At 52.8% G+C, this 23,307-nt stretch carries 18 protein-coding genes and 1 pseudogene; 7 read left to right on the forward strand and 12 right to left on the reverse strand.

Annotated elements, in window-relative coordinates; translation table 11 throughout:
• Window positions 1–210: 210 nt before the first annotated feature.
• The 5 genes from V6L79_RS06280 to V6L79_RS06300 are packed head-to-tail and all read right to left on the reverse strand — an operon-like array spanning window position 211 to window position 6,245.
• Window positions 211–1,629, reverse strand: a complete 1,419-nt coding sequence (locus tag V6L79_RS06280) for a tyrosine-type recombinase/integrase (RefSeq protein WP_338579944.1) — start codon at window positions 1,627–1,629, stop codon at window positions 211–213.
• Entirely contained in the window at window positions 1,626–2,231 is a 606-nt protein-coding gene (locus tag V6L79_RS06285; RefSeq protein ID WP_338579945.1) for a hypothetical protein, read from the reverse strand. The genes V6L79_RS06280 and V6L79_RS06285 overlap by 4 nt, the downstream gene beginning before the upstream one ends.
• On the reverse strand, window positions 2,218–3,414 hold the full coding sequence (locus tag V6L79_RS06290) for a hypothetical protein (RefSeq protein ID WP_338579946.1): 1,197 nt from the start codon (window positions 3,412–3,414) through the stop codon (window positions 2,218–2,220). Before V6L79_RS06290 ends, V6L79_RS06285 begins: the two co-directional genes overlap by 14 nt.
• Window positions 3,401–4,321 carry a hypothetical protein gene (locus V6L79_RS06295; protein WP_338579947.1) on the reverse strand — a complete coding sequence of 307 codons (921 nt, stop codon included), beginning with the start codon at window positions 4,319–4,321 and terminating at the stop codon, window positions 3,401–3,403. Before V6L79_RS06295 ends, V6L79_RS06290 begins: the two co-directional genes overlap by 14 nt.
• Window positions 4,308–6,245: a hypothetical protein gene (locus tag V6L79_RS06300; RefSeq protein WP_338579948.1), complete on the reverse strand. Its 1,938-nt coding sequence runs from the start codon at window positions 6,243–6,245 to the stop codon at window positions 4,308–4,310. Before V6L79_RS06300 ends, V6L79_RS06295 begins: the two co-directional genes overlap by 14 nt.
• A gap of 27 nt (window positions 6,246–6,272) precedes the next feature.
• Between V6L79_RS06300 and hrpB the strand changes: the two are divergent.
• Window positions 6,273–8,243: pseudogene (gene hrpB, locus V6L79_RS06305) on the forward strand (ATP-dependent helicase HrpB); the annotation flags it as partial.
• Between the two features lie 46 nt (window positions 8,244–8,289).
• On the opposite strand, the gene V6L79_RS06310 reads toward hrpB, so the two are convergent.
• Both V6L79_RS06310 and V6L79_RS06315 read right to left on the reverse strand, forming a co-directional pair.
• Window positions 8,290–9,726, reverse strand: a complete 1,437-nt coding sequence (locus V6L79_RS06310) for a heavy metal sensor histidine kinase (protein ID WP_261740831.1) — start codon at window positions 9,724–9,726, stop codon at window positions 8,290–8,292.
• Window positions 9,723–10,397 (reverse strand): heavy metal response regulator transcription factor, encoded by a 675-nt coding sequence (locus tag V6L79_RS06315; RefSeq protein WP_261740832.1) that lies wholly within the window; start codon window positions 10,395–10,397, stop codon window positions 9,723–9,725. The genes V6L79_RS06310 and V6L79_RS06315 overlap by 4 nt, the downstream gene beginning before the upstream one ends.
• A gap of 547 nt (window positions 10,398–10,944) precedes the next feature.
• Here V6L79_RS06315 and V6L79_RS06320 point away from each other — a divergent pair.
• The 5 genes from V6L79_RS06320 (at window position 10,945) to V6L79_RS06340 (ending at window position 17,469) form a co-directional block, all read left to right on the forward strand.
• Window positions 10,945–12,162: a TolC family protein gene (locus tag V6L79_RS06320; RefSeq protein ID WP_338580298.1), complete on the forward strand. Its 1,218-nt coding sequence runs from the start codon at window positions 10,945–10,947 to the stop codon at window positions 12,160–12,162.
• A gap of 87 nt (window positions 12,163–12,249) precedes the next feature.
• Window positions 12,250–13,473: an efflux RND transporter periplasmic adaptor subunit gene (locus V6L79_RS06325; protein ID WP_338579950.1), complete on the forward strand. Its 1,224-nt coding sequence runs from the start codon at window positions 12,250–12,252 to the stop codon at window positions 13,471–13,473.
• A 26-nt stretch (window positions 13,474–13,499) separates the two neighbouring features.
• Window positions 13,500–16,667, forward strand: a complete 3,168-nt coding sequence (locus V6L79_RS06330; protein WP_338579951.1) for a CusA/CzcA family heavy metal efflux RND transporter — start codon at window positions 13,500–13,502, stop codon at window positions 16,665–16,667.
• A gap of 139 nt (window positions 16,668–16,806) precedes the next feature.
• Entirely contained in the window at window positions 16,807–17,001 is a 195-nt protein-coding gene (locus tag V6L79_RS06335) for a co-regulatory protein PtrA N-terminal domain-containing protein (protein ID WP_338579952.1), read from the forward strand.
• Window positions 17,002–17,145: 144 nt separating this feature from the next.
• Complete coding sequence (locus V6L79_RS06340) at window positions 17,146–17,469, forward strand: DUF2790 domain-containing protein (RefSeq protein WP_261740836.1); 324 nt, start codon at window positions 17,146–17,148, stop codon at window positions 17,467–17,469.
• Between the two features lie 507 nt (window positions 17,470–17,976).
• On the opposite strand, the gene V6L79_RS06345 is transcribed toward V6L79_RS06340, so the two are convergent.
• The 5 genes from V6L79_RS06345 to V6L79_RS06365 form a co-directional block, all read right to left on the reverse strand.
• The gene (locus tag V6L79_RS06345) at window positions 17,977–18,705 is read right to left on the reverse strand and encodes an amino acid ABC transporter ATP-binding protein (RefSeq protein WP_261740837.1); all 729 of its coding nucleotides are present in this window, start codon (window positions 18,703–18,705) and stop codon (window positions 17,977–17,979) included.
• A complete protein-coding gene (locus V6L79_RS06350; RefSeq protein ID WP_261740838.1) occupies window positions 18,702–19,388 on the reverse strand; it encodes an amino acid ABC transporter permease in 687 nt (228 codons plus the stop codon). Before V6L79_RS06350 ends, V6L79_RS06345 begins: the two co-directional genes overlap by 4 nt.
• Window positions 19,389–19,390: 2 nt before the next feature.
• Complete coding sequence (locus V6L79_RS06355) at window positions 19,391–20,119, reverse strand: amino acid ABC transporter permease (protein ID WP_321835774.1); 729 nt, start codon at window positions 20,117–20,119, stop codon at window positions 19,391–19,393.
• Window positions 20,120–20,227: 108 nt separating this feature from the next.
• Window positions 20,228–21,124, reverse strand: coding sequence for a transporter substrate-binding domain-containing protein (locus V6L79_RS06360; RefSeq protein WP_338579954.1), 897 nt, complete (start codon window positions 21,122–21,124; stop codon window positions 20,228–20,230).
• Window positions 21,125–21,178: 54 nt separating this feature from the next.
• Window positions 21,179–22,381 (reverse strand): pyridoxal phosphate-dependent aminotransferase, encoded by a 1,203-nt coding sequence (locus V6L79_RS06365; RefSeq protein WP_338579955.1) that lies wholly within the window; start codon window positions 22,379–22,381, stop codon window positions 21,179–21,181.
• Between the two features lie 249 nt (window positions 22,382–22,630).
• Here V6L79_RS06365 and V6L79_RS06370 point away from each other — a divergent pair, with 249 nt between their 5' ends.
• Entirely contained in the window at window positions 22,631–23,254 is a 624-nt protein-coding gene (locus V6L79_RS06370; RefSeq protein WP_338579956.1) for a hypothetical protein, read from the forward strand.
• Window positions 23,255–23,307: the final 53 nt, after the last annotated feature.

The raw sequence follows: 23,307 nt of genomic DNA on the forward strand, positions 1-23,307 counted from the left end.
CTACCCGGCAGTTTACAGAATTAAATTCCTTGAATAAATCATGGTGGCAGTGCAGTAAATAAATTTTTCTGATTAGGGAAATTACTCCACCCGGTAAGCGGTTTCTATAAGCACCTTTACTCATTGTGGAAAATGGCAATTAATTGATGCTGGACTTGTTTTTCTTCACGGACTTCATGTCTCTGGGGCCGACTTGAGCGAGGAGCTTGTCTAGGATGCAGGAGGAAGCGGTTTGGCCTTTCCAGAATATCTTGATAGCTCCAAATCTCGGAGTCTTATTAGCTCGTCACTACGCGTCGTGAACTCTTCTTGCGTTATTTTTTTGCTTTTAAATTCAATATAAAGTGCGTCGGATTTTTTCTGGTATAAAGTCAAGGTGCTGGTTGTATGGACGCTTTCAGCGGCAGAGCCAATACTTCTGTTATCTTCGAAAACCTTAGTTAAGTATTCTCTAAGTGATTCTATACTTTTGTGGCCTGTCCACTCCCGAACTTTCCTCAAAAACTCTTTGTCACTAATGAGTGCGGACTCAAACTCATCCTTGCTTTCAAATTTGTGCCGTTCCACAAGAAGTGTGAAAAGGTTGGTTATAAATGCATGACGAAACATGTGTGCGCATGCCTGTTCTTCAATCCCGGCGGCTAATCGAATTTTGGAAACGATGGACGTTATGGTTTCAATGGCTATAGGGCGTCCAGTAGTTTCTGAAATAAAGAGAAAGTCATTTTTGTTTTCGGGGTGGATCTTAATGACTTTTTGTCTTTCGGCGATATATTTTTTTACCTCATTCAAAGCAATCGCATTGACTGGTACCTCTCGGATAAAGGCGTCACCGCGCTTGAGTGTCAAAAACTTTAGCATTGGGTACTTCATGAGCTGGCATTCTCGGAGCGCAGCCAAAGTGATTGACGCAATTTCGGCTCTGCGAGCACCTGTATGTTGAAGCAAAGTTATGAGTGCAAGGTGCCGTGCCTTGAGGAAGTTGGAATTGGAGCTGTTATTAACGGCTTGCTCCATTTTCTCAATGTTGTGTTCAGGAATCGGCCCCCTTGAGTGCTCACGAAAAGGGAGTGGAAAGGAGTGATGTGACTTTGTAGTTATAACTTTGTGTTGGTTGTTGAATGTTCGAACGACTTCTTCTGTCGTCAGCTTGATAGTGCCTTTCTCGGAAACAAAATTCGGATCGCCATAAAACTCTCCAAGCCAAGATAAAAAATTCAAGCACTCCCTTCCAATGTTGATGGTTGTTCTGTCTTTTCTCCTTGGTTTTCCAGGTCTTCTCGGATCGGGCTCCTCGATTAACTCAATGATGAAATCTTCGAAAAATTTATCGGTTATATGGTAAGGGTCGATACCGTGATACCAGCAGCGTCTTATAAGTTGACTGATATTGCTTGCGTACTGGCCTAATGTTCCGCCCTTGCTATCCTGTCTTCGACCGTCGGCAGAAATTTGCTTATGCTTCTTGGAACATTTTAATAGGTAGAGGTTGGCAATGTGGCATGGTTCTTTGTTCGGCCACTTGATGTATGGGAACCTGTAAAATGAATGCTTGCTTACTTTGCCGCTCGAAACTCTTTGGAAAAGATTAACATGCTCTAGGGTTTCCACCAGGAATTCGTCAGTCATCTTTTATTGTTCCTGGGCTTAATGGATATGACTGGCGCTTTTTGAATTGGTGGTAGTTGGTAGGCTTCAGGATTAAGGCTAGTGATAGCAGTTATTCGCTTTAGTATTTCCGTAACACGAATTTTGCGAGTGACTTCATCTTGGGCGCTGACGACGCCATCCAACTTACTACGAACGTCCAATAAAGTTTGCAGTAGTATTAAGTTAGAGCGTTTTTGCACGTCGAGGTTGAGTTTGAGCTCCGCCAATTGTTCGGTCATTGCTTCTTTAGTTCTGTTGTTTCTGGTGGGTGTTTTGTTTTTTTCTTTGCGGACAACCAAAACTGCGTTTTTGCGTAAGCTATCTATCGCAGCGAACCCACCAGATATTCGTTCTTCACTCCTTTGCTTGAATGTATTCAGACTTATAGGTGATATGTTTAGGCACTCGTCATGGACGATTATTTGCAAGTCTAGTTTAGCAAGTGATGCCTGGCTTACAAGCGATTCAACTATCAGTGCGTCGTCGAGGAATTTAGAGGGGGTAGCAATTATGGCTAGGAGTAGCTTTCTCGTATGTTCAATTGAAGATGTTTGAATCTCTTTCAATTCATTCCATTTCATTTTGTTTCCTCACAACTGCTAGTATTTCAACGCGGAAGCCAGTATCGCTTTCCAGAAAAAGAGGCTCGATGGTCATTTGGCCGCCCTCCAAGAGAAAGTCAAAGTAGCCGGCAAGTTGTTCAGAGTCCATTACTGACACATTTCGAGTGCCAAATTTTTCCTCAACCAGATCAATCACGTCAGTATAGTGAGTAGTGCCAGCAGTGGCTATGCGCTCACTGAGTGCTTGTGCCAAGGTGTTTCGAAGCTCCTTGCCCGGAAGCTCCTCCGTTATGTAGTTCCAGATGTGAGCTGGGTCTGTATGGCCAAACATCCATTGCAAGATGCCCTCGCTTGCCCCGTAGCCGCAGTGGAGGAAGACCAACGCAAAGAATCTCCTCAGTTGGTGTTGCCGGATGTAGTAACGACGGCACAGGCCATCAACATCTACCTGGAAATAATCGCAGAAAAGATCAATATTCTTGTAGTAAAGATAGACATCGCACGGCGTCAACGTGCTGGTGCCGATGATGCCTGGGGAAGAAAATAGGAGGAGGTGCTCATCGATGAAGCCAATGTGGATTAGCTCTCTCTGGAAATCTATGATCGTCTGAATCATCTGAGCGGCCAATGGATCAATCGGTCTGGCGTTCTTTGACCGTCGGCCTTGTAAACCCCGAGTGGATTTCGCAAGTGGTGCTATTAGCCATGTTTTGTCGTCGCTTAGGCATGTTTTAGGGTCGAGGCTGCGTAGTTCAGATCCCCGCTTCGCCATTGTTGCACCTACCACTAGCTGAACTGCTCCGAAAAAGACAGCAATCAGCTCTAGTAAACCGGAGTTGTTTCGCAATTTTTTAAAGTACAATGCTTTATTAATCTTTAAATCTGTCCCAGGCCCTCTCCCAAAGGAACGGGTGGAAATGCCTAGGTGCTGAACTCCAAGTTTGGCAATAGAAGGTTCAAGCAATAAGACTATAATGTCATCCGGGATGCTGGTGATCTTGACTTTATTTTTAAGAGCGTACTTGGTTATATTCAGGTAGCTATTTAATAGCTGATGGCCATATTCAATATAAAATTCAATTCCGTTCTTCAGTGCCTTGAAGATAATAGGGGTAGGTACATTCTTGAACCTGCCCATAGCAGAGCCTGAAATTTTAAGAGTAGCAATTTCTCTGACATCAGTTAGGCTAGGTAATGGCAATCGGCAATCCCGAATGGATGATTTTCTGCAGGGATGCGAAGCATGTCCGATAAAGCACTAGATCACGCGTTGTCATACAGTCACGATTTCCATTCGTGACTGGCACACCGTCAAGTTCACGGATGAAACGATCCTGTCTCCCTGCGAAACCCAATATGCTATGCATAGGTTTAAGGCGTTTTTTACCTGCAAGGGTATTTGCATATATTTGGGCGCTGATTTTTACTGAGTTTACGTTGTAACCACCTGTGGGAATAGCCTGGTACATCTTCTTCAAATACAGTGCCGCCCGAATGCGCGGGATAAGCTCAATTGGGATCTCTAACTTGTTATCTTCCAGCTGGATGGGCGTGATGTCTGAGATAGACGGATTTTCTTGGATACAACGGTCGATATCCGAGGGGGCAGTGTTCTTCAAGATTTCAATACAATATTTTGTCAGGCGATTATTCCAGTCATAGGTGCTAACCGCAACGTGACTGCTGGTGCCGACCTGCTCTAGGATGTCACACATTACTTCATAAGTTAGCGCGCTAAGGCCATACGCTATAAGTTCTAGCTTTTCAGCGCTTTGTAGAATGTGGTCAATAAGAGTCAGTGTCCTCCGAAAGTCAGCTGCCTGCGCATCCATGCTATTGGAGTGCATGTGACTTGTAGCATTTTGTGTTGCTGCTATCAACCAACTTTTAAAAGCTTTGAGCAAATCTGAGTTTTTGTCTTCTACCAAGAACGAGCCATCATATAAGCGAACGCTCCAATCCAGCTCTTGGTCTAGTTTGTAGCCAAAGTTATATTTCCAGTTACTGCTTTCGTAGCTCGATACGAGCCATGGCGCATTCATGAAGTCACTCAAATCACGCTTTTTGAACAAGTTGGCGAAATGTGCGAGGTGTTCAGGATGCTGCATGGATCATCCCCTTGTAAGCGTCTGGATTACAGTTTTTAATCGCTTCATTCAAATGACTGTGCAGTACTTTATCACGGCTTTTAAGGATGAATTTTTCGACCATATCGCAAATCGAAGACCAATACCTCGCGAGCCCCCTAACATTGGTTGGCGTTTGGCTAGCCTTGATGGCCTCTCTAATTGATAGCAACGCGGTCATGCTCTCAGTCGAGACTGAGACACCAACCTCCACAACCTCTCCGTTTGCCAACCTGTTCTCTTCCATGGTTTTAAGATTTTCTGGGACTTCTTTCAGTGCATACCGGCTCAGGAAATCATGTAACTGATTAAAATTGTCAAACTTGGTTGCTTGAAGGAAATATTTGCTGTCCTTCATAGCTTCACAAATGATGCCTTTTTGAAAAATCCTGACATACCGCGTGGCAAAAAAGTCATAGATTGCTTTTGGTAAGTACGATTCAAGTAGATCTCTCGAGTAATGGGCATGCCCAAGTTTTTTGGCCAGGCGGGTCAGGCTGTGGTTCTGGATATAGTCAGCCACCGCAGATTGGGAACGAACTCGAGAAATTGAAAGCTTTTCTATGAATTCAACCAGTTCTGCATCCCTTTTGTGAGTAAATGGGGACAGTTTATCTATAAAGTTCTCTCTGAGAGTTCGTCGGGTCTTGACTGCACACCGGTTTAATATGTTGGTGTCCGCAACGGTTGGGTAGTTGAAGCCGCTGCCGGATGTAAGAAACAGCTTTTGCCAATTGGGATCGCGTTGTTTCTTCAGATAAGCGCGGAGAGGATTAGTGATGTCTTCTACCATACGAACAAGCGCTGCCGCTCGAGGCGATAGCAGAATCTTTTGTTCGGAGTGCTTACTTCCTCGCCGATCTTTGAAGCCGATTAATTCGTACCCTTTATCAACTTTTATGAAGGAGACTCTTTTTTTTCCTTCCCATATATCCAAGTCCTCTAAGAAAGTTGTAGTGATCTCAGGATGATATAGTGTAAGAAGGCATTGAAACGGAAATAGGGAGTAGCTGGTTGGCAACCCGAGCAGAGATGCCAATGCTGGTAGCCCTATAGTGTAACGGTTGCGCGCTTCATCTGGTACACACATACCTTCGGATTCGAAAGTATGGAAAATATTTTGAATGCCGACTTTATCGAAATCGTAATAATCGCGTGAGTTTTGACCGCGAATGTCAAGAGTTTTACCAAGCTTTGCTTCTCTAATCCTAATGCGCTGTGCTCGGCGTAATTTCAACGCTTCCGATAACCCCCATTTCTCTACGCAGCGCAAATCACTTTTGATCTCGCCATAAAGTAGGTCAATTGCTTGAATATCAGTTACATGAAGCGGGACTTCCGTCAGTAACTTGTCTTTAATTTCGATTCCGTGTTTGTTCGTCCTGATATTGAGCTCGGCACCTGCTTTGAGTTTGCTAGGGGGAATGACAAGTGCCCTTTCTTCAGCATTCCAAATTCCTGGCTTGATAAAGGATCTGATAATGATTAGTCGCAGAGCACGCCAGGAGCGAATATTCAAGCCTTCTTCCTGATTACGTTCCCATTCCGTGGTTTGGTAATGCCAAAAATAATCCTTGAACAACTCCTCCATTATTTCCGGTGACTTAAAAGCCTGTGGAGGGAAGCGGTACGCGTTTTCTGAAATGAAACTGGCTAATTTGTTAATCATGTTGCTTTGTACTTTGCAACGTTTCAAGGAGTCGCGCCGGATCGCTTCATGAAATTCTGCAGTAAATTCAGAGCCATGAGATAAGTACAAGTCAACCAACTTCAAAAAAACTGGCTTTCCCTTCTTGCCTTTAACCTTCCAGCAATTCCAAAAAGTCACGGTATTTTGGTTGATCTTGCTCTTGCATGTTTTCCAAGCCTGTTCGTAGAACGGGATCTCCGCTCGCGACCAAGTCATCGGTTGAACCCCTTTAACGTAGCCGGCTACCCGGTGACCATGCGCTGGGGGCGACCATTTGTGCCCGGTGAATTTATCGAGCCCCGGGTGGTACAAACCGTTCTCGATGCCATCAATGATGAGAGTGGCAGCCTGCTGGTGTTCTTGCCCGGGCAGGCAGAAATTCGCCGGGTTAATCAGCAATTGGCCGACGCGCTGGGGTCGCGCAGCGATGTTTTGATTTGCCCGTTGCATGGCGAGCTGGACCTCGCGGCCCAGCGTGCAGCCATCGAGCCCGCGCCCAAGGGCCTGCGCAAAGTGGTGTTGGCCACCAATATCGCCGAGACCAGCCTGACCATTGACGGCGTGCGGGTGGTGATCGACGCCGGGCTGGCGCGGGTGCCACGTTTCGATCCGGGTAGCGGCATGACCCGTCTCGACACTCAGCGTATTTCCCGCGCCAGTGCCACTCAGCGTGCCGGTCGCGCCGGGCGGCTGGAACCTGGTGTCTGTTACCGGTTGTGGTCCGAAGATCAACACGCGCAACTGGCCGCCTATGGCAGCGCGGAGATCCTCCAGGCCGATCTGGCCGGGCTGGCGCTGCAACTGGCGCGCTGGGGCGTGACGCCGGAGCAACTGATCTGGCTCGACGTGCCTCCCGGTGCAAGTTATGCACAGGCTCAGCAATTGCTGGAACGCCTGGGCGCCTTGCGCGAGCAAAAGCTGACGTCTCACGGTCAAGCGATGGCCGAGCTCCCCGCGCATCCGCGTATCGCACATTTGCTGATTCGCGGGCAGGATTTGGGGCTGGCCGACATGGCCTGTGACGTGGCGGCGCTATTGGGTGAGCGAGATATTTTGCGCGGCGCCGGGGCGGACGTGCACAGCCGTCTGGCCCTGCTCTCGGGCGAAAGCCGCGCGGCGCGAGGCGGGCAGGGTGGGGTGCAGCGCGCCAAGCAACTGGCCCGGCAATATCGCGGCTACTTGCGCGGCAAAGCCACACAACCGGTCACTGACCCAGATCACCCGCGCTGGCTGGGCGCCTTGCTGGCGCTGGCCTACCCCGACCGCATCGCCCTGCAACGCAAACCCGGCGGTGCCGAGTACCGGCTGGCCAACGGGCGTGCTGCTGTATTTACCGAAAGTGATGTGCTGATGAAACATCCCTGGCTGGTGATCGCTGATTTGGGTAGCCGCCAAGGCCAACGTGAAGAGCGCATCTACCTGGCTGCCGAGTTCGACGCCGGGTTGCTGGATGGCGTATTGAGCGAGCAGGTCAGCGTTGTCGATCAGCTTGACTGGGACGAGCGCGAAGGCGTGTTGCGCGCTGAGCGTCAGCGCAAGGTCGGTGAGCTGGTACTCAGCCGCGAACCGCTAACCGGGCTGGACGAAGCAGCGCGCACGCAAGCACTGATCAATCTGGTAAGGCGCAAGGGGCTGGAGCTGTTGCCGTGGACGCCGGAGTTGCGCCAATGGCAGGCTCGCGTGGCGTTGCTGCGTCAGCTTGATATGCAGGCTCAAGGCCAGAGTGAATGGCCGGACGTCAGCGATGCTGCATTACTGGCTGGGCTTGAGGATTGGCTGGCGCCGTACCTGGGGCGTGTCTCGCGGTTGAGCCACTTTGCCAACCTCGACCTGTCCAGCATTGTGCATAACTTGCTCAAATGGCCGCTACCCCAGCGCCTGGAGGAGCTGGCGCCGCATCACATCAAAGTGCCGTCGGGCTCTTCGGTGCGGCTGGATTACAGCGAGCACCCACCGATTCTGGCGGTACGCCTGCAAGAGCTGTTTGGGCTGTCGGATACCCCGCGTATCGCCGGTGGTCGGCAAGTGGTCAAGTTGCACCTGTTATCGCCTGCCAGGCGTCCGGTGCAAGTGACCCAGGACTTGGCCAACTTCTGGAAGTCGACATACGACGAGGTCAAGAAAGACCTCAAAGGCCGATACCCCAAGCATTTTTGGCCTGACGACCCTTTGGTCGCGCAAGCTACTGCACGGGTAAAGCCGAAAGGGACATAGTCAGGTTTCTGCCCCTATCGTTGAGCCGTCATGCGGGCGGTTCAATTCAAGCTTGAGCCTTTCTTGCTTGTTGCCAGGTGGTCTGCCCAGCAATATCAGGAAAGTGCAGGCTGAAAACGGTGATTTCGCCAGTCACACTTTGGACCTGCGCCGTACCCTGATGAAGGCTCATGATCGACCGGACAATTGCCAGGCCAAGACCGGTACCGCCTTCCCCTCGCGATCGGCTAGTGTCGACTCGATAAAAACGGTCGAACAAGTGCAACAGATGCTGAGACTCGATCCCTGGGCCTGGGTTGGCTACAAGTAGCGAGATGTGTTTGGCATGTTTTTCGATAACAACCGAGATGGAATGTTCTGCGGGGCAGTGCCGTATCGCGTTGGATACCAGGTTTGATATAGCTCGCTGAATCATCAATCTGTCGCCAATGGTTTTGCCGTTTCCGGTGACGTTCAGGCTTATCTGTTTTTCTTGCGCAGACAGCGAAAACAGATCGATGACCTTCAGCGCTTCATCCTCCAGGGTAATTGTCTCGAACGGGACAAGCGCTGCCGGGTGACTGACCTGAGCGAGGAAGAGCATGTCCGCAACGATTCGGGTGACGCGCCCCAGTTCTTCGGTACAGGATTCCAGCACCGTTTTGTACTCTTGTGCCGATCTCTCCCGAGTCAGGGTCACTTGGGCCTTGCCCATCAAATTGGAGATAGGAGATCGCAGTTCGTGGGCCAAGTCATCGGAGAACTGCGACAGTTGCTGAACGCCGCTGTCGAGTCTGTGCAGCATGAAGTTGATTGCATGTGCCAGTTCACTGAGTTCCTGAGGCATTTTGACGACGGAGAGTCGGTGGCTGAGGTCTTGAGCCGAGATCATGGCGGCGACTTTGCGGAACTCTCTCAGTGGCGAAAGTCCTCGTTGCACCACCGCCCAAGCACTAATCCCGATGAATATCAGTAAAAGCGGCAGAGCAATAATCGTCGAGCGAAGATAGGCGTTTAGTAGCGCTTCATCGTTTGCACAGTCCATCGACAGCAATACGGGAACGCTCACTCCGTTCTTTAACCGGATAAGTTTGGACGCAGTAAGAAAGTGTCGACCCTCGTCATCGGTATAAGTGGAATAGGTGATCTTGTCGCCGGTCGCGCTCGCTTCTTTCAACTCAACCCGAAAATCCGACAAGCCAGAGCCGAACTTCAGTAAGGGCTTTCTGAGGTTTGTCAGGTCATAAATGGTCAGGTTCAGATTGTCATGCCCCATGACCTGGTCCAGCAACGAGTGAGGTTTAGAGCTTACATCGGCCGTGTCGTCGTACATTGAGAGGTGCTGTTCAACCTGCTGCAATTTCTTGTCCAGGCTGCTTCTGGCTAGCGTATCCAGCTCATGTGTCAACGCGAAAAAAGCCAGGATAGCCAACGATACAACCAGCAACGCCCCCAAAATACTTACGGTCAAACCTAGTCGCATTGACAGACTGACCGGCTTCATTCGCGCGCTTCCAGTACGTAGCCAACACCGCGGAGTGTATGGATCAGTTTGTTATCGTACGGGTCGTCAATTTTGGCTCTCAATCTACGAATTGAGACTTCGACAACGTTAGTGTCGCAGTCAAAGTTCATGTCCCAAACCAATGAAATGATTTGGGTGCGCGAGAGCACTTCGCCGGTTTGACGCATCAGCAGGTGCAGAAGCGCAAACTCCTTGGTCGTAAGGTCTATACGGTGGTCACCACGAAAAGCCCGATGGCGTCCTTGATCAAGCTCCAGATCGGCGACCTTGAGCACCTGTGGAACCGGAGTGTGCTCACTGCGCCGCATCAGGGTTCGTACGCGGGCCAGTAGCTCAGGAAACTCGAACGGTTTCACCAGGTAGTCATCGGCACCCAAATCCAGCCCGCGAATTTTGTCCGCCAGGCGCCCGCGTGCCGTCAACATCATGACCCGCGCATTACTGCTCTGACGCAGACGTTCAAGTACTCCCCAGCCATCAAGTTCTGGAAGATTAACGTCAAGTATCACCACGTCATAGCTATGTTGGCGCGCCAGATGAAGTCCATCTGTCCCCGTTGCTGCGTGGTCCACAACATACCCACTTTCAGTCAGGCCTTGGTGCAAGTACTCGGCAGTTTTAGGCTCGTCCTCAATGACAAGGATTCGCATGATAGGTCACCACTGTTAATAAAAATAATGAGTTGGTTCAGAGAAAATATTATTTTTCTTATGGTTTTCTGATCGAAATAAAAACGGCGTTTAAATAACTCGGTTATGTGTGGGCGTACGGTCCAGATGTTAGCGAATACGGATCAGCCTAAAGCCTGTAGCGACTATAGGGTCAAGTCATGGCTGCGTGATTGAGCTATAAAAATCAGTGTGTTGCGACAATTTGTCGCGGCGGTAAATCCTGATTCCAGCCGCGAGTGACAAGGGCAAAAGTACTTGAGTGACGGAGGTAAATGTTATTTGGGATATGCGGGCTGAGGGGGGGCTCGTAAAACTGGCGACCTGTTGATCTGTTTTCTAATGCCTTTGATTTTAGAGTAAAAACACAGCCGAATCTCAAGATAACGTATTTGTAATTCTTCAGTCACGTTGTTGATAAGTGCTGGCTTTAAAGTGTTGAACACTGAAACTTAGCGTTATAGGAACTATTGAATTGCATCGGCATAAAGAAATAGCTGCATCAATAAAGACCTTCCTGGTAGTCAGTATTGGTTGTGCACTTTTACTGGTCGGCCCCCCTGCGGTTGCAGTTTCACCTTTGCAAAGCCTGACCATGGATCAAGCACTTGAGGCCGCGTTTTCAAACAATCCTGAATTGGCGGCTGCACAGTGGGACATTGGCATTGCTCAAGGAGATTTGCAGCAGGCGGGGTTGATGCCAAACCCGCAGGTCTCCTGGGAGGCTGAAGATACGCGGAGAAATTCGCGGACTACGACGGTGCTGATCAATCAGCAGATCGAGCTTGGGGGCAAGCGCGGAGCCAGGGTCGACTTGGCCAGTCGAAATCAGGATGCGGTCGGGATTGAATTGGAGCGAAAGCGCAATGTACTGCGTGCCGATGTTATCCAGGCATTTTCCAGCGCCTCAACGGCTCAGCAAAGAGTGCTCTTGGCACGTCAATCACTTGAACTGGCGGAGCGCGGTTTACGGGTTGCCCAAGGTCGCATCAAGAGTGGCAAAACCTCCCCTGTTGAAGGTACGCGCGCAGAGGTTCAGCTTTCAGAAGTGCGCCTGGAGCTGCGGCGAGCTGAGCGGGATGAGGCCAGTGCGCTCCAGCAGCTCGCTCTAGTCATGGGGGCGCCTTTGCCAGTATTTCTGGTCGTGGGTGATTCAAGCCGGTCCATGCCAGCGGTACCGGACCCGTTATTGCTGCTTGATCGCATCGACAGGACCGCAGAGCTGCGATTGGCAGCGCTGCAAATTGATCAACGGGAAGCCTCTCTTGAGTTGGAGAGGGCGCAACGTATTCCGGATCTGACGGTAAGTGTAGGCAGCCAATACGATGCGCTCGAGCGCGAGCGGGTGAATGTCGTGGGGCTGTCTATGCCCATCCCATTGTTTAACCGTAACCAGGGCAATGTTTTGGCCGCTGCCCGCCGTACCGACCAAGCCCGTGATCTTCGCAACGCCAGCGAGCTACGTCTGCGCACAGAAATCCAGACCACGCTGGATCAATGGCGGACTGCCAATACGGAAGTTGCTTCGTTTAATCAAACCATCCTGCCTGCCGCGCAAAGTGCCGTCGATACCGCTACGCGCGGCTTCGAAATGGGCAAGTTCAACTTTCTGGACGTTCTTGATGCACAGCGCACCTTAATCAGTGCCCGCACCCAATACATCCAGGCCATTACCGAGGCGACCAACGCCTGGGTGCGCATCGAGCGAATTTTCGGTGATATCGCTCCGATCACTCGTACCCCTTGAATTTCATAAAACGTTTTTTTACCGCGGCTCTACATCGTTCGTCACGGTCAATCCGTGACTGTCGACTGGGCGGTGGAAGGAGTCACCATGGACAAAAAACTAAGCATCGTCACTGCACTGACTTTGACGGTGGGTATCGCTATCGGCTCATTGTGGATAGGCAGCCCTTTGGCTCCGTCGACGGAAGTTCAAGCCCTGGAAGACAAGGGCCATGACGATCACGGCGATGAAGCCGAGGGTAATAAATCGGCTGAGGGCAAACATGCCGAAGGTGAGGCGTCAGAGGGAAACCTGACTCTAAGTGAAGAGCAGATCACTGCAGCTGGCATCCAGTTAGTCGAAGCCAAGGCTCGGAGCATTAGCCTCTCATTGTCCTTTCCCGGAGAAGTTCGATTCGATGAAGACCGAACGGTGCATGTGGTGCCCCGAGTGGCCGGGGTCGTCGAGTCGGTCCATGTCAATCTCGGGCAACAGGTGAAAAAAGGGCAGCTCCTTGCCGTTATCGCCAGCCAACAAATTTCGGATCAGCGCAGTGAGCAAGCCTCCGCACAACGTCGCCTGGAGTTGGCGCGCACCACTTACGAGCGCGAGCGACAGCTATGGCAGGACAAGATCTCTGCCGAACAGGATTTCCTGCAAGCCCGGCAGGCTTTGCAAGAAGCCGAAATAGCCCTCACTAATGCTCGTCAGAAAATCAGTGCACTCAGCGGCAGCTCGGTGGTCAGCGGCGGTAACCAATATGAGTTGCGCTCGCCGTTCGATGGCGTTGTGGTTGAGAAACACTTGGGCATTGGCGAGGTTGTCAGCGAAACAACCAACGCCTTCATCCTCTCGGATCTGTCACGGGTGTGGGTGACCTTTGGGGTCTCGCCCAAGGATTTGAACAGGGTACTGGTGGGAAACACGGTCACGGTCATGGCTGCGGAACTGAACGCCGAAGTTACTGGGACCGTGGCCTATGTTGGCAGCCTGTTGGGCGAGCAAACCCGAACTGCAACGGTCCGGGTGACCTTGGCCAACCCACAAGGCGCCTGGCGTCCTGGGTTATTCGTGAACGTACGAGTTGCCACGGATACCCGGCAAGCAAAGGTCACGGTACCGCAAGCCGCTGTCCAGACGGTTGAGGACAAACAAACGGTTTTCGTCCGCACCAATGATGGGTTCAAGGCTCAGCCAGTGCAGACCGGCGGCCGTTCGCAGGGGTTGGTCGAGATCACACAAGGGCTGGAACCCGGTGTTCAAGTTGCCGCTGGGGCCAGCTTCATTTTGAAGTCAGAGCTGGGTAAAGCCTCCGCTGAACACGCTCACTGATCTGCCACTTCCACGAGAAGGTTCTCATGTTCGAACGCCTGATCCAATTTGCCATCGAGCAGCGCATCATCGTGCTGCTCGCGGTTCTCCTTATGGCCGGCCTTGGTATTTCAAGCTACCAGAAGCTGCCAATCGACGCCGTTCCAGATATCACCAACGTCCAGGTGCAAATCAACACGGGGGCGGCAGGTTTCTCGCCACTGGAGACCGAGCAGCGCATCACGTTCCCCATTGAAACCGCTATGGCCGGCCTGCCAGCTCTAGAGCAGACCCGCTCGCTATCACGCTCGGGTTTGTCGCAAGTCACTGTAATTTTCAAGGAAGGCACCGATTTATTCTTCGCCCGGCAATTGGTCAATGAGCGATTACAGGTGGCCAAGGAACAACTGCCCGAAGGTGTGAAAGCTGTTTTGGGGCCGATATCTACTGGCCTGGGGGAGATTTTCCTATGGACGGTCGAGGCCCAGGAAGGAGCCGTCAAGGAGGACGGGAATCCCTATACACCGACGGACTTGAGGGTGATCCAGGACTGGATCATCAAACCTCAGATGCGTAACGTTCCGGGCGTCGCTGAAATCAATACCATTGGCGGGTTTGCCAAGGAGTACCAGATTGCCCCCGATCCAAAACGCCTGGCGGCTTACAAGCTGACTCTGACTGACCTAGTGACAGCGCTGGAGCGCAATAATGCCAATGTTGGCGCCGGTTTCATTGAGCGCAGCGGTGAGCAACTGCTGATCCGTGCTCCCGGCCAGGTGGCGACCACTGAAGACATCGCCAATATCGTAATGGCCAACGTCGATGGCACGCCCATCCGTATAAAGAATGTGGCGACCGTGGATATTGGTCGTGAAATGCGCACCGGAGCGGCGACCGAAAACGGCCGTGAAGTTGTACTCGGTACGGTCTTCATGCTGATCGGCGAGAACAGCCGTACCGTGTCTCAGGCGGTTGCCGCCAAGTTGGAGCAAATCAATCGTTCACTGCCCAAAGGGGTGGCAGCAGTTCCCGTATACGACCGCACCAACCTGGTGGACAAGGCTATTGCCACGGTCAAGAAGAACCTGATTGAAGGTGCGATCCTGGTAATCGCGGTTCTATTCCTGTTCCTGGGCAACATTCGCGCTGCACTCATCACGGCGATGGTCATCCCGTTGGCGATGTTGTTTACCTTCACGGGTATGTTCGCCAACAAAGTCAGTGCCAACCTGATGAGTCTTGGTGCTCTGGACTTCGGCATCATCGTCGACGGAGCGGTGGTGATTGTCGAGAATGCCATCAGGCGTCTTGCTCATGCTCAGCAGCGTCACGGACGCATCCTCACGCGCTCCGAACGCTTTCACGAAGTGTTTGCTGCCGCCAGGGAGGCCCGTCGACCGCTGATTTTTGGTCAGTTGATCATCATGGTTGTTTACCTGCCAATTTTCGCCCTGACCGGCGTTGAAGGGAAAATGTTCCACCCTATGGCGTTTACCGTCGTGATCGCCTTGCTTGGCGCCATGCTGCTGTCCGTCACCTTTGTTCCTGCTGCAATTGCCATGTTCGTGACGGGCAAGGTCAAGGAAGAAGAGAACGTGATCATGCGTGGGGCGCGTCTGGTGTATGCACCCGCTCTGGATTGGGTCATGCGCCATCGATCACTGGCATTTGCCATGGCTTTGGTCGTCATCGCTGCGTGTGCTGGCGTCGCCAGTCGAATGGGCAGCGAGTTTGTGCCGAGCTTGAGCGAAGGTGATTTTGCCCTGCAAGCCTTGCGGGTTCCCGGCACCAGCTTGACGCAATCGGTGGAAATGCAGCAGCGCCTGGAAAAGCTGGTGCTGGAAAAGGTGCCGGAAGTCGAGCGGATGCTTGCTCGTACCGGTACCGCAGAAATTGCCTCAGATCCAATGCCACCTAACATCTCTGACAGTTATGTGATGCTCAAGCCGAAGGATCAATGGCCAGATCCGGGGAAATCCCGGGAGGTGTTGATAGACGAGATCCAGAAAGCTGCGGCCATTATGCCCGGTAGCAACTATGAGGTTTCCCAGCCGATTCAATTACGGTTTAACGAATTGATCTCAGGCGTGCGCAGTGATGTGGCGGTCAAGGTTTTTGGCGATGACATGGAGGTGCTTAACAGCACCGCTGCGAAAATTGCCGCGTCCATGCAGAGTGTTGATGGCGCCTCTGAGGTCAAAGTCGAGCAGACGACAGGGCTGCCGGTGCTGACCATCAACATCGATCGTGACAAAGCTGCGCGTTACGGCCTGAACGTTGGGGATGTGCAAGACACCATTGCGGTTGCAGTCGGTGGCCGCCAGGCCGGTACGATGTATGAAGGCGATCGCCGCTTTGACATGGTCGTGCGTTTGTCTGACGCCATGCGCAAGGATCTGGATGGGTTGTCCACACTCTTGATCCCGGTCCCGGCGCTGCTTGGCAGCAATGCAGGCCAGATTGGGTTTATTGCTCTTTCAGAGGTGGCGAGCCTTGATCTGGTGTTGGGGCCAAATCAGGTCAGTCGTGAAAACGGTAAACGTCTGGTTATTGTCAGCGCCAACGTGCGTGGACGGGATATTGGTTCATTCGTAAAGGAAGCCACAAAGGCCATTGATCAGGAGGTGCCGATCCCTGCGGGTTACTGGACCAGTTGGGGGGGGCAATTCGAGCAACTTCAATCCGCTGCCAAACGCCTGCAAGTCGTTGTGCCGGTGGCCTTGCTCCTGGTCTTCGCCCTGCTGTTCATGATGTTCAACAATTTGAAGGATGGATTGTTGGTGTTCACCGGGATTCCCTTTGCGCTGACGGGTGGAGTCATGGCTTTGTGGCTGCGCGATATTCCACTGTCAATTTCGGCCGGTGTTGGTTTTATTGCGTTGTCAGGTGTGGCGGTGCTGAACGGGCTGGTGATGATCGCTTTCATCCGCAATCTGCGTGAGGAAGGGTATTCGTTGAGCTCTGCTATCAATGAGGGAGCCCTGACACGTCTACGCCCGGTGTTGATGACTGCACTGGTGGCCTCTCTGGGTTTTATTCCTATGGCTTTGGCCACCGGAACCGGGGCTGAAGTCCAACGACCGCTGGCGACAGTGGTGATTGGCGGCATCCTGTCTTCAACTGCGTTAACCCTGTTGATATTGCCTGCGTTGTATCACTGGGCGCACCGTCGGGACGAGGATGCAGTGCAAGAGAACAAAAAAGCCAACGTTTAGATGCCTTCAACTGGCCCGCTGAAGTTATCCGGCAGCGGGCTTTAAAGTTGGCAAAGATGACCGGTATGTAATCTGGGTGCCACCGTGACGTTAGGTTCGGATTGATACGCTAGTGGCTGAATAAATATGAGGCGTCACTATGAACATTACTCGGATTTTCGCGCTTGCAGGCGTGTTGTTATTTTCTTCCGCTGCCTTGGCGGAAGGTGGCGGAGACCGGACGTTTGCCAAAGCCACGCAAGCGACTGATCAGGTCATGGAAAAGTATGTTGCCAATGAAGTAAGGAGTCCCACGCTAGTATCAAGCGATAGTCGCGTTGAGGCGGATAAATAACGCGTATAGCGTTGAGTGTAAACAACCCGTCCCATTTTTGTGAGGCGGGTTACTTATAAAAAGGTTCATTACATATTCGTAAATCGAACGCCGTACTCTTGAAGTTGGCCGCGTTAAGGCATGATTGTATCAGGTGCAAAAAATATGAAATTCATCATCACCCTCGCTTTCGCAAGCACACTGGCGATCTCTTTCAGCGCACTTGCAGGCGTTGGAGTGGACAAGGCTTTTGAGAAAAAAATGATTGCGAATGCCAAAGCCATGGAGGCGTATGCTGTCAGCCAGGGAAAGAGTGCCCCTGTAGCGAAGCATTACACATACGGAATGAAGTTGGATGTCGTAAAGATAATCAGTGTCGTGCAGCCTGCGAATGTCTGCGCAGTGGTGCCAGCGGCAATGACTTATGAAGATACCCAGGGGCAACTGAATACGCTTAAATATACCGTGGCAGGTCACTGTAAGAAATAAGGTTGCCCGCCACTGCGTTTCTGTCAGGTTAATTAATAACGACGGTTAGTCATTCGGATGCAGGCGTGTCGAGCGATTGCGATGAAGAAGGTGCTTGCAAAAAAAGACGCCCCGAAGGACGTCATAATGCCCAACATCATCAAGAAGTAATAGCGCTTCCAAAGATGCCGGTTATTTAAACTTTACCGCCGTGAGCCTAGATGATTACAGACGTGTTACTTATCCTTGGAGGGCATCGCCAGATGCGCTGGCTACATCCCTGTTGGCTCCCAACAATTATAGATACCTCAACCTTACGCGTAGATGATTGAAGCATTACTTTTTTGTAATTTTCGGGGGCAGCGGCTTGAGATACTTCAAGCGTGGGAGCAAGCCTGCTCGCGAAGATCATTCGCGAGCAGGGGGCTTGGCCTGGAACAGGGTATCTACAGGGTTTCCGATGTGCCGTGGTACAGGTGCTGCTTGCCTATAGTTATACGTCGTCATACAACTATAGGCAAAAAACAATCAGTGCTGCAATATTTTGGACAGAAAGCTGCGTGCCCGATCAGAGCGCGGAGCGCTGAAGAACTCTTCCGACTTCACGTCTTCAATAATTTCGCCGCCGTCCATAAACACGATGCGATCCGCCACTTTGCGGGCGAAGCCCATTTCGTGGGTGACGCACATCATGGTCATGCCCTCGCCAGCCAGTTCGACCATCACATCCAGTACCTCGTTGACCATCTCCGGGTCCAGTGCCGAGGTCGGCTCATCGAACAGCATTGCGATGGGGTCCATGGCCAGGGCGCGGGCAATCGCTACCCGTTGCTGCTGGCCGCCGGACAACTGAATCGGGTACTTGTGGGCATGGCTCTTGAGCCCGACCCGTTCCAGCAGGGCCATGCCCTTTTTTGTTGCCGCGTGGCGATCGCGGCCCAGCACCTTGATCTGCGCCAGGTTGAGGTTGTCGATGATAGTCAGGTGCGGGAACAGCTCGAAATGCTGGAACACCATGCCCACCCGGGCACGCAGTTTCGGCAAGTCGACGCCCTTGCCGGTGACAGGCTGGTTCTCGATAAAAATCTCACCCTCTTGCACCGGCTCCAGACCGTTGACGCATTTGATCAGGGTGCTCTTGCCCGAGCCGGAGGGGCCGCACACCACCACGACTTCGCCGCGGGAAAGCGCTGTGGTGCAGTTCTTCAGGACCTGGAAGTTCCCGTACCATTTGCTCAGGTTGTTCATCTGGATCATGCGGTTTTCCCTACGTTTGTTTTCAAGCGTTTGCTCAGGCTGGACAGCAGGTAACAGATCACCAGATAGACCAAGGCTACGAACAGATAGAGTTCGACCAGGCGGCCGTCACGTTGCGCGAACTTGCTCGCGGCACCCGTGAAATCGGCGATGGACAGCACGTATACCAATGAGGTGTCTTGAAACAGGATGATGGTCTGGGTCAGCAGCAACGGTGCCATGCGGCGTAATGCCTGCGGCAGGATGACGTAAATCATCGATTGCGTCGGGCGCAGGCCAAGGGCTGCGGCCGCCTGTTTCTGGCCACCGCTGATGCTCTGGATACCACCGCGAATAATCTCGCTGTAATACGCGGCCTCGAACATACAGAACGTCACGAATGCAGTGACCACCGGCCCGATCTGCACTGGCCGTTCAGTGCCGAATGCCATTTGCAGCAACAGGGGCATCAGGAAGTAGAACCAGAAAATCACCAGCACCAGAGGGATGCTGCGCATGACCGTGACATAGCCCAAGGCAAAACCACGCATCACGCGGTTGTGCGACAGACGCATGATTGCCAGCAAGGTGCCCGCGACAATACCCACCGACATGGCGACGAAGGTCAGCAGCAGGGTGAATTTGAGGCCGTTCCACAGCGCGGGCATGGCCCGGACAATAACGCTTGGATCTAAATCGAACATGACTACCTCGTCGCGCCGCGAATGGTCAGGGAACGTTCTATATGGCCCATGACGAAAGTCACCAGCAGCGAAATGACCACGTAAATCACGGTCGCGGCGGTGAATGCTTCGAAGGTGTTGAACGAGTACTCGCTGATGTTGCGCGCTTGCGCGGTCAACTCCATCAGACCGATTGTCAGCGCCACCGATGAGTTCTTCAGGGTGTTAAGCGCTTCGGAGGTCAGGGGCGGAAATACCACGCGGATCGCTTGCGGCAACAGCACTTGCAGGTACATCTGGGTTGGCCGCAGCCCCAGCGCCAGTGCGGCGCCACGCTGCCCGACAGCAACCGACTCAATCCCAGCCTTGAACAACTCGGACAGCTTGGCCGAGGTGAACAGGGTCAGGGCCACGACCGCACTGAAGAACGAGGGGTAGGGCAAGTCCTGCTTGAGGTAGTCACCGACCGATACGGGCACCAGCTCAGGCAGCACGAAGAAGCAGATAAACATCTGCACCAGCAAAGGGATGTTGCGAAACACTTCCGTGTACAGGTTGCACAGCCACACCACCGGGCGCAGTGTCGTGGTGCGCAGAGTCCCGACCAGGCCACCGATCAGAAACGCCAGAACGAACGCGACAACAGTGGTCGCCAAGGTCCAGCTGGTTCCGTTAATCAGCCAGTGCAGATACGACGAAGACTCTCCGGGAGCGGACTCCCAGAAAATACTCCAATTCCAGTTGTAATCCATGAAAGCATCAACCTTTGAAAGGGAATACAAATCGCAGCACACCTTGGCCCTGGCCACTCAAGCTCGGGCTTGAATGACCGGAGTCAGGGCGCGCCTGACAGGTTGGAATCAGACGCCGGTATCGTTCGGGTGGGCGATGGCTTCTTTCAATGCATCACTCATTGGCAGGTTGATCACGGCGTTCTTCGGTGGGATCGGCTGCTGGAACCATTTCGGGTATTGGGTCTCGATAACGCCAGTGCTGTACAGGTTGCGCAAAACGTCGTCGGCAAAGGTTTTGAATTGCGGATCGTTCTTGCGGATACCGATGGCATAGGGTTCAGCGGACATCGGTTCGGACAGCAAGGTGTAGGCATCCGGGTTGCGGCTTTGGGCAATGGTCGCCATCAACTGCACATCGTCGTTGATGTAGGCCACGGCGCGGCCGGTCTCCAGCATCAGGAAGGCTTCACCACCGTCCTTGGCATTGAGGATCTTCAGGCCCAGCTGTTTTTCGCGGTTCAGGTTTTTGGTGATCCACTCACCGCTGCCGCCTGTAATTACCACCACCGCCTTGCCTTTTAGATCGTCAACGTTATTGATTCCTGCGGCCTTCTTCACTGCGTATTTGGCACTGGCCACATAGCTGGTGAGCAGGAAACCGATCTGCTTCTGGCGCTCGACGGTGTTGGTGGTGACGCCGCATTCCAGGTCGATGGTGCCGTTGATCAGCAACGGGGTACGGGTGGCCGCGACCACCGAGACGTACTCAGTCTTGAGGTTGGGTTCACCGACCTTGACCTTGATCTGATCCACGATCTTCTGGCACAGCTCGATGCTGTAGCCGATTGGCTGCTGGGCATCGTTGAGGTAGGAGAAGGGCAGCGACGCATCGCGATAGCCGAGGGTGACAGTGCCCGACTCCTTGATTTTTTTCAGCGTTCCGGTGATGTCATCAGCCTGCACGGTGGCGCACAGACCTGCAGCGATGACGAGGGCAAGCAGCTTTTTTTTGTGATCGAACATGAACATCTCCGACTATTGTTATGGCAGCTTTGGCACAGCAGAAGGGCGAAGGCTTTAGCGCAGGGCGCTCAAGGCTTCATTGATACGTACGACAGCTTTTTTTATTTGGTCGCGAGATGTAGCGAACGACAACCGGAAATACCCCTGCAAGCCGAACGCGAGGCCCGGTACTACAGCCACACCAGCCTGATCGAGCAGGTAGGCGGACAGTTCAACATCATCATTAATGACCTGACCCTGAGGGGTTGTGCGGCCCAGTAACTGGCTGCACTCGGGGAAGGCATAAAAGGCCCCGGCCGGAGCACTCAGGCGTAACCCCTCGCATTGACTCAGACCCTCCACCAGCAAGCGACCGCGCTCGGCGTACTCGGTGGCACTGCGGCTGACGAAGTCTTGCGGGCCTTCAAGGGCGGCGCGGGACGCCTCCTGGGAAATGGCGCTGGCACCTGATGTGCTCTGCGACTGGATTTTGCTGATGGCGGTGATCAGTGCCTTGGGGCCTGCGCCGTAACCGATGCGCCAGCCTGTCATGGCGTAGGCCTTGGCGACCCCGTTGATCAGCAGCGTACGCTCGCGCAGCTGCGGGCAAGCATTGGCGAACGAAACAAATGGCTGGTCAGCCAGCAACACATGCTCATAGATCTCATCGGACATCACCAGCACGTTGGGGAAGTCCTCCAGCACCTGGCCCAACGCCTGCAGCTCTGCCTTGGAATAGATGGCACCGCTGGGGTTGGAGGGCGAGTTGAGAACCAGCCAACGGGTTTTTTCGCTCAGTGCGCCTTGCAGGACCTCGGCGGTCAGCTTGAAGCCGACATCAATCGCGCATGGGATGACCTTCGGGCTGCCGCCATTGAGCGTGACGATATCGGAATACGAAACCCAGTACGGCGCGGGGATGATGACCTCGTCACCTGCTTCCAGGGTGGCCATGAAGGTGTTGAAGATCACCTGTTTGGCACCGTTGCCTACGGTGATTTCATCAACGCTGTAGGTCAGACCGTTTTCGCGCTGGAATTTGCCGATGATCGCCTGGCGCAGGGCCAGGGTGCCTTGCGGTGCGGTGTAACGGGTATGGCCATCGCGCATGGCCTGGCAGGCCGCATCGATGATATGCGGCGGGGTGTCAAAGTCGGGTTCGCCCAGGCTCATGTCGACAATGTCGCGGCCCTGGCTGGCCAATTCCTTGGCGCGCATGGAGATGGCCATGCTGGGGGAGGAGGAGATTTGTTTGACGCGTTGACTTTCGAAACTCATGAAAATACCGGCCTTCTTTGGAGGTTCGCTGAGAATCACTGAGCGTTTCGTTGTAGTTGTATGACGTAGTATGACTTAAAAAAAAAGCCTGCGCAATTGAGCAGACACGCTGAAAAAAGTCCTGGAAGTGGCCCGTTTGTCGTTCTTCGCACTGGCTGAAAAAAGCCGTTCACAAGGTGTTTCGAATCCCGTCTGGAGTAACAAGCCATGGCGTTTTGCTGCGGCTTTCAGGGAACAAGGAGAAGGACGATGACAACTTTCAATGTCAACTTCGCAGTCGACGATATGGAAGGCAAAACCGTACTGGTGTTTCTCAAGCCGCAACAGGCCCAGCGTAACTATCTGATTCATGCCTGGCAGGTGCTGACGGGCTCAGCGCACTCTACCGAGTCGTTTGTCTATGAAGCCGTGATCGAAACCGATGTCACGTCGGTGGGGGTGCAGACCAGCAACACGATTATCTCGGGGCGCCAGACCATCCTCCCCGGCAACTTGCTTCAGGCTATTTGCCCAGGTGGGTTGTCGCCTTCCCTGACACCGGCATCGGCCTCCAAGGCCAAGGAAAAGCTCACGCTGCAACAGTGTGGGGTCGTCAACATGACCAGCCCGTACGTTCAGCTCGACAGCAATTGGTATGTCAACGGTTTACCGGTGGTCACCATGCCCAAGGTGGACTCGTGCATGACCGTGAGTTTCGAGTACGAGCCGAACTTCTACTTTATGGTGGCGACGCCACCGATGATCGGTCAGACCTACATCGTGCAGAACTTCTCTGACATGACCCAGTACATCGCGCCGATCACGGCCACCGATCTCAATGTGACCGTCAGCCGTACCGATGGCCTCTGGGCATTTGACTTCCAGGCCCAGTAAAACCCACGCACGCAACGAAGTATCGTTGCGTGCGTTTTTACCCAATGGTCAGC

The organism is Pseudomonas sp. ML2-2023-6 (genome assembly GCF_037055265.1).
GTDB lineage: Bacteria > Pseudomonadota > Gammaproteobacteria > Pseudomonadales > Pseudomonadaceae > Aquipseudomonas > Aquipseudomonas kulmbachensis.

Coding starts and splice junctions, on each gene's coding strand:
- V6L79_RS06280 (WP_338579944.1), bottom strand. CDS start 1,629: ATGACTGACGAATTCCTGGTGGAAACCCTAGAGCATGTTAATCTTTTC.
- V6L79_RS06285 (WP_338579945.1), bottom strand. CDS start 2,231: ATGAAATGGAATGAATTGAAAGAGATTCAAACATCTTCAATTGAACAT.
- V6L79_RS06295 (WP_338579947.1), bottom strand. CDS start 4,321: ATGCAGCATCCTGAACACCTCGCACATTTCGCCAACTTGTTCAAAAAG.
- V6L79_RS06300 (WP_338579948.1), bottom strand. CDS start 6,245: ATGACTTGGTCGCGAGCGGAGATCCCGTTCTACGAACAGGCTTGGAAA.
- V6L79_RS06310 (WP_261740831.1), bottom strand. CDS start 9,726: ATGAAGCCGGTCAGTCTGTCAATGCGACTAGGTTTGACCGTAAGTATT.
- V6L79_RS06315 (WP_261740832.1), bottom strand. CDS start 10,397: ATGCGAATCCTTGTCATTGAGGACGAGCCTAAAACTGCCGAGTACTTG.
- V6L79_RS06325 (WP_338579950.1), top strand. CDS start 12,250: ATGGACAAAAAACTAAGCATCGTCACTGCACTGACTTTGACGGTGGGT.
- V6L79_RS06330 (WP_338579951.1), top strand. CDS start 13,500: ATGTTCGAACGCCTGATCCAATTTGCCATCGAGCAGCGCATCATCGTG.
- V6L79_RS06335 (WP_338579952.1), top strand. CDS start 16,807: ATGAACATTACTCGGATTTTCGCGCTTGCAGGCGTGTTGTTATTTTCT.
- V6L79_RS06340 (WP_261740836.1), top strand. CDS start 17,146: ATGAAATTCATCATCACCCTCGCTTTCGCAAGCACACTGGCGATCTCT.
- V6L79_RS06345 (WP_261740837.1), bottom strand. CDS start 18,705: ATGATCCAGATGAACAACCTGAGCAAATGGTACGGGAACTTCCAGGTC.
- V6L79_RS06350 (WP_261740838.1), bottom strand. CDS start 19,388: ATGTTCGATTTAGATCCAAGCGTTATTGTCCGGGCCATGCCCGCGCTG.
- V6L79_RS06355 (WP_321835774.1), bottom strand. CDS start 20,119: ATGGATTACAACTGGAATTGGAGTATTTTCTGGGAGTCCGCTCCCGGA.
- V6L79_RS06360 (WP_338579954.1), bottom strand. CDS start 21,124: ATGTTCGATCACAAAAAAAAGCTGCTTGCCCTCGTCATCGCTGCAGGT.
- V6L79_RS06365 (WP_338579955.1), bottom strand. CDS start 22,381: ATGAGTTTCGAAAGTCAACGCGTCAAACAAATCTCCTCCTCCCCCAGC.
- V6L79_RS06370 (WP_338579956.1), top strand. CDS start 22,631: ATGACAACTTTCAATGTCAACTTCGCAGTCGACGATATGGAAGGCAAA.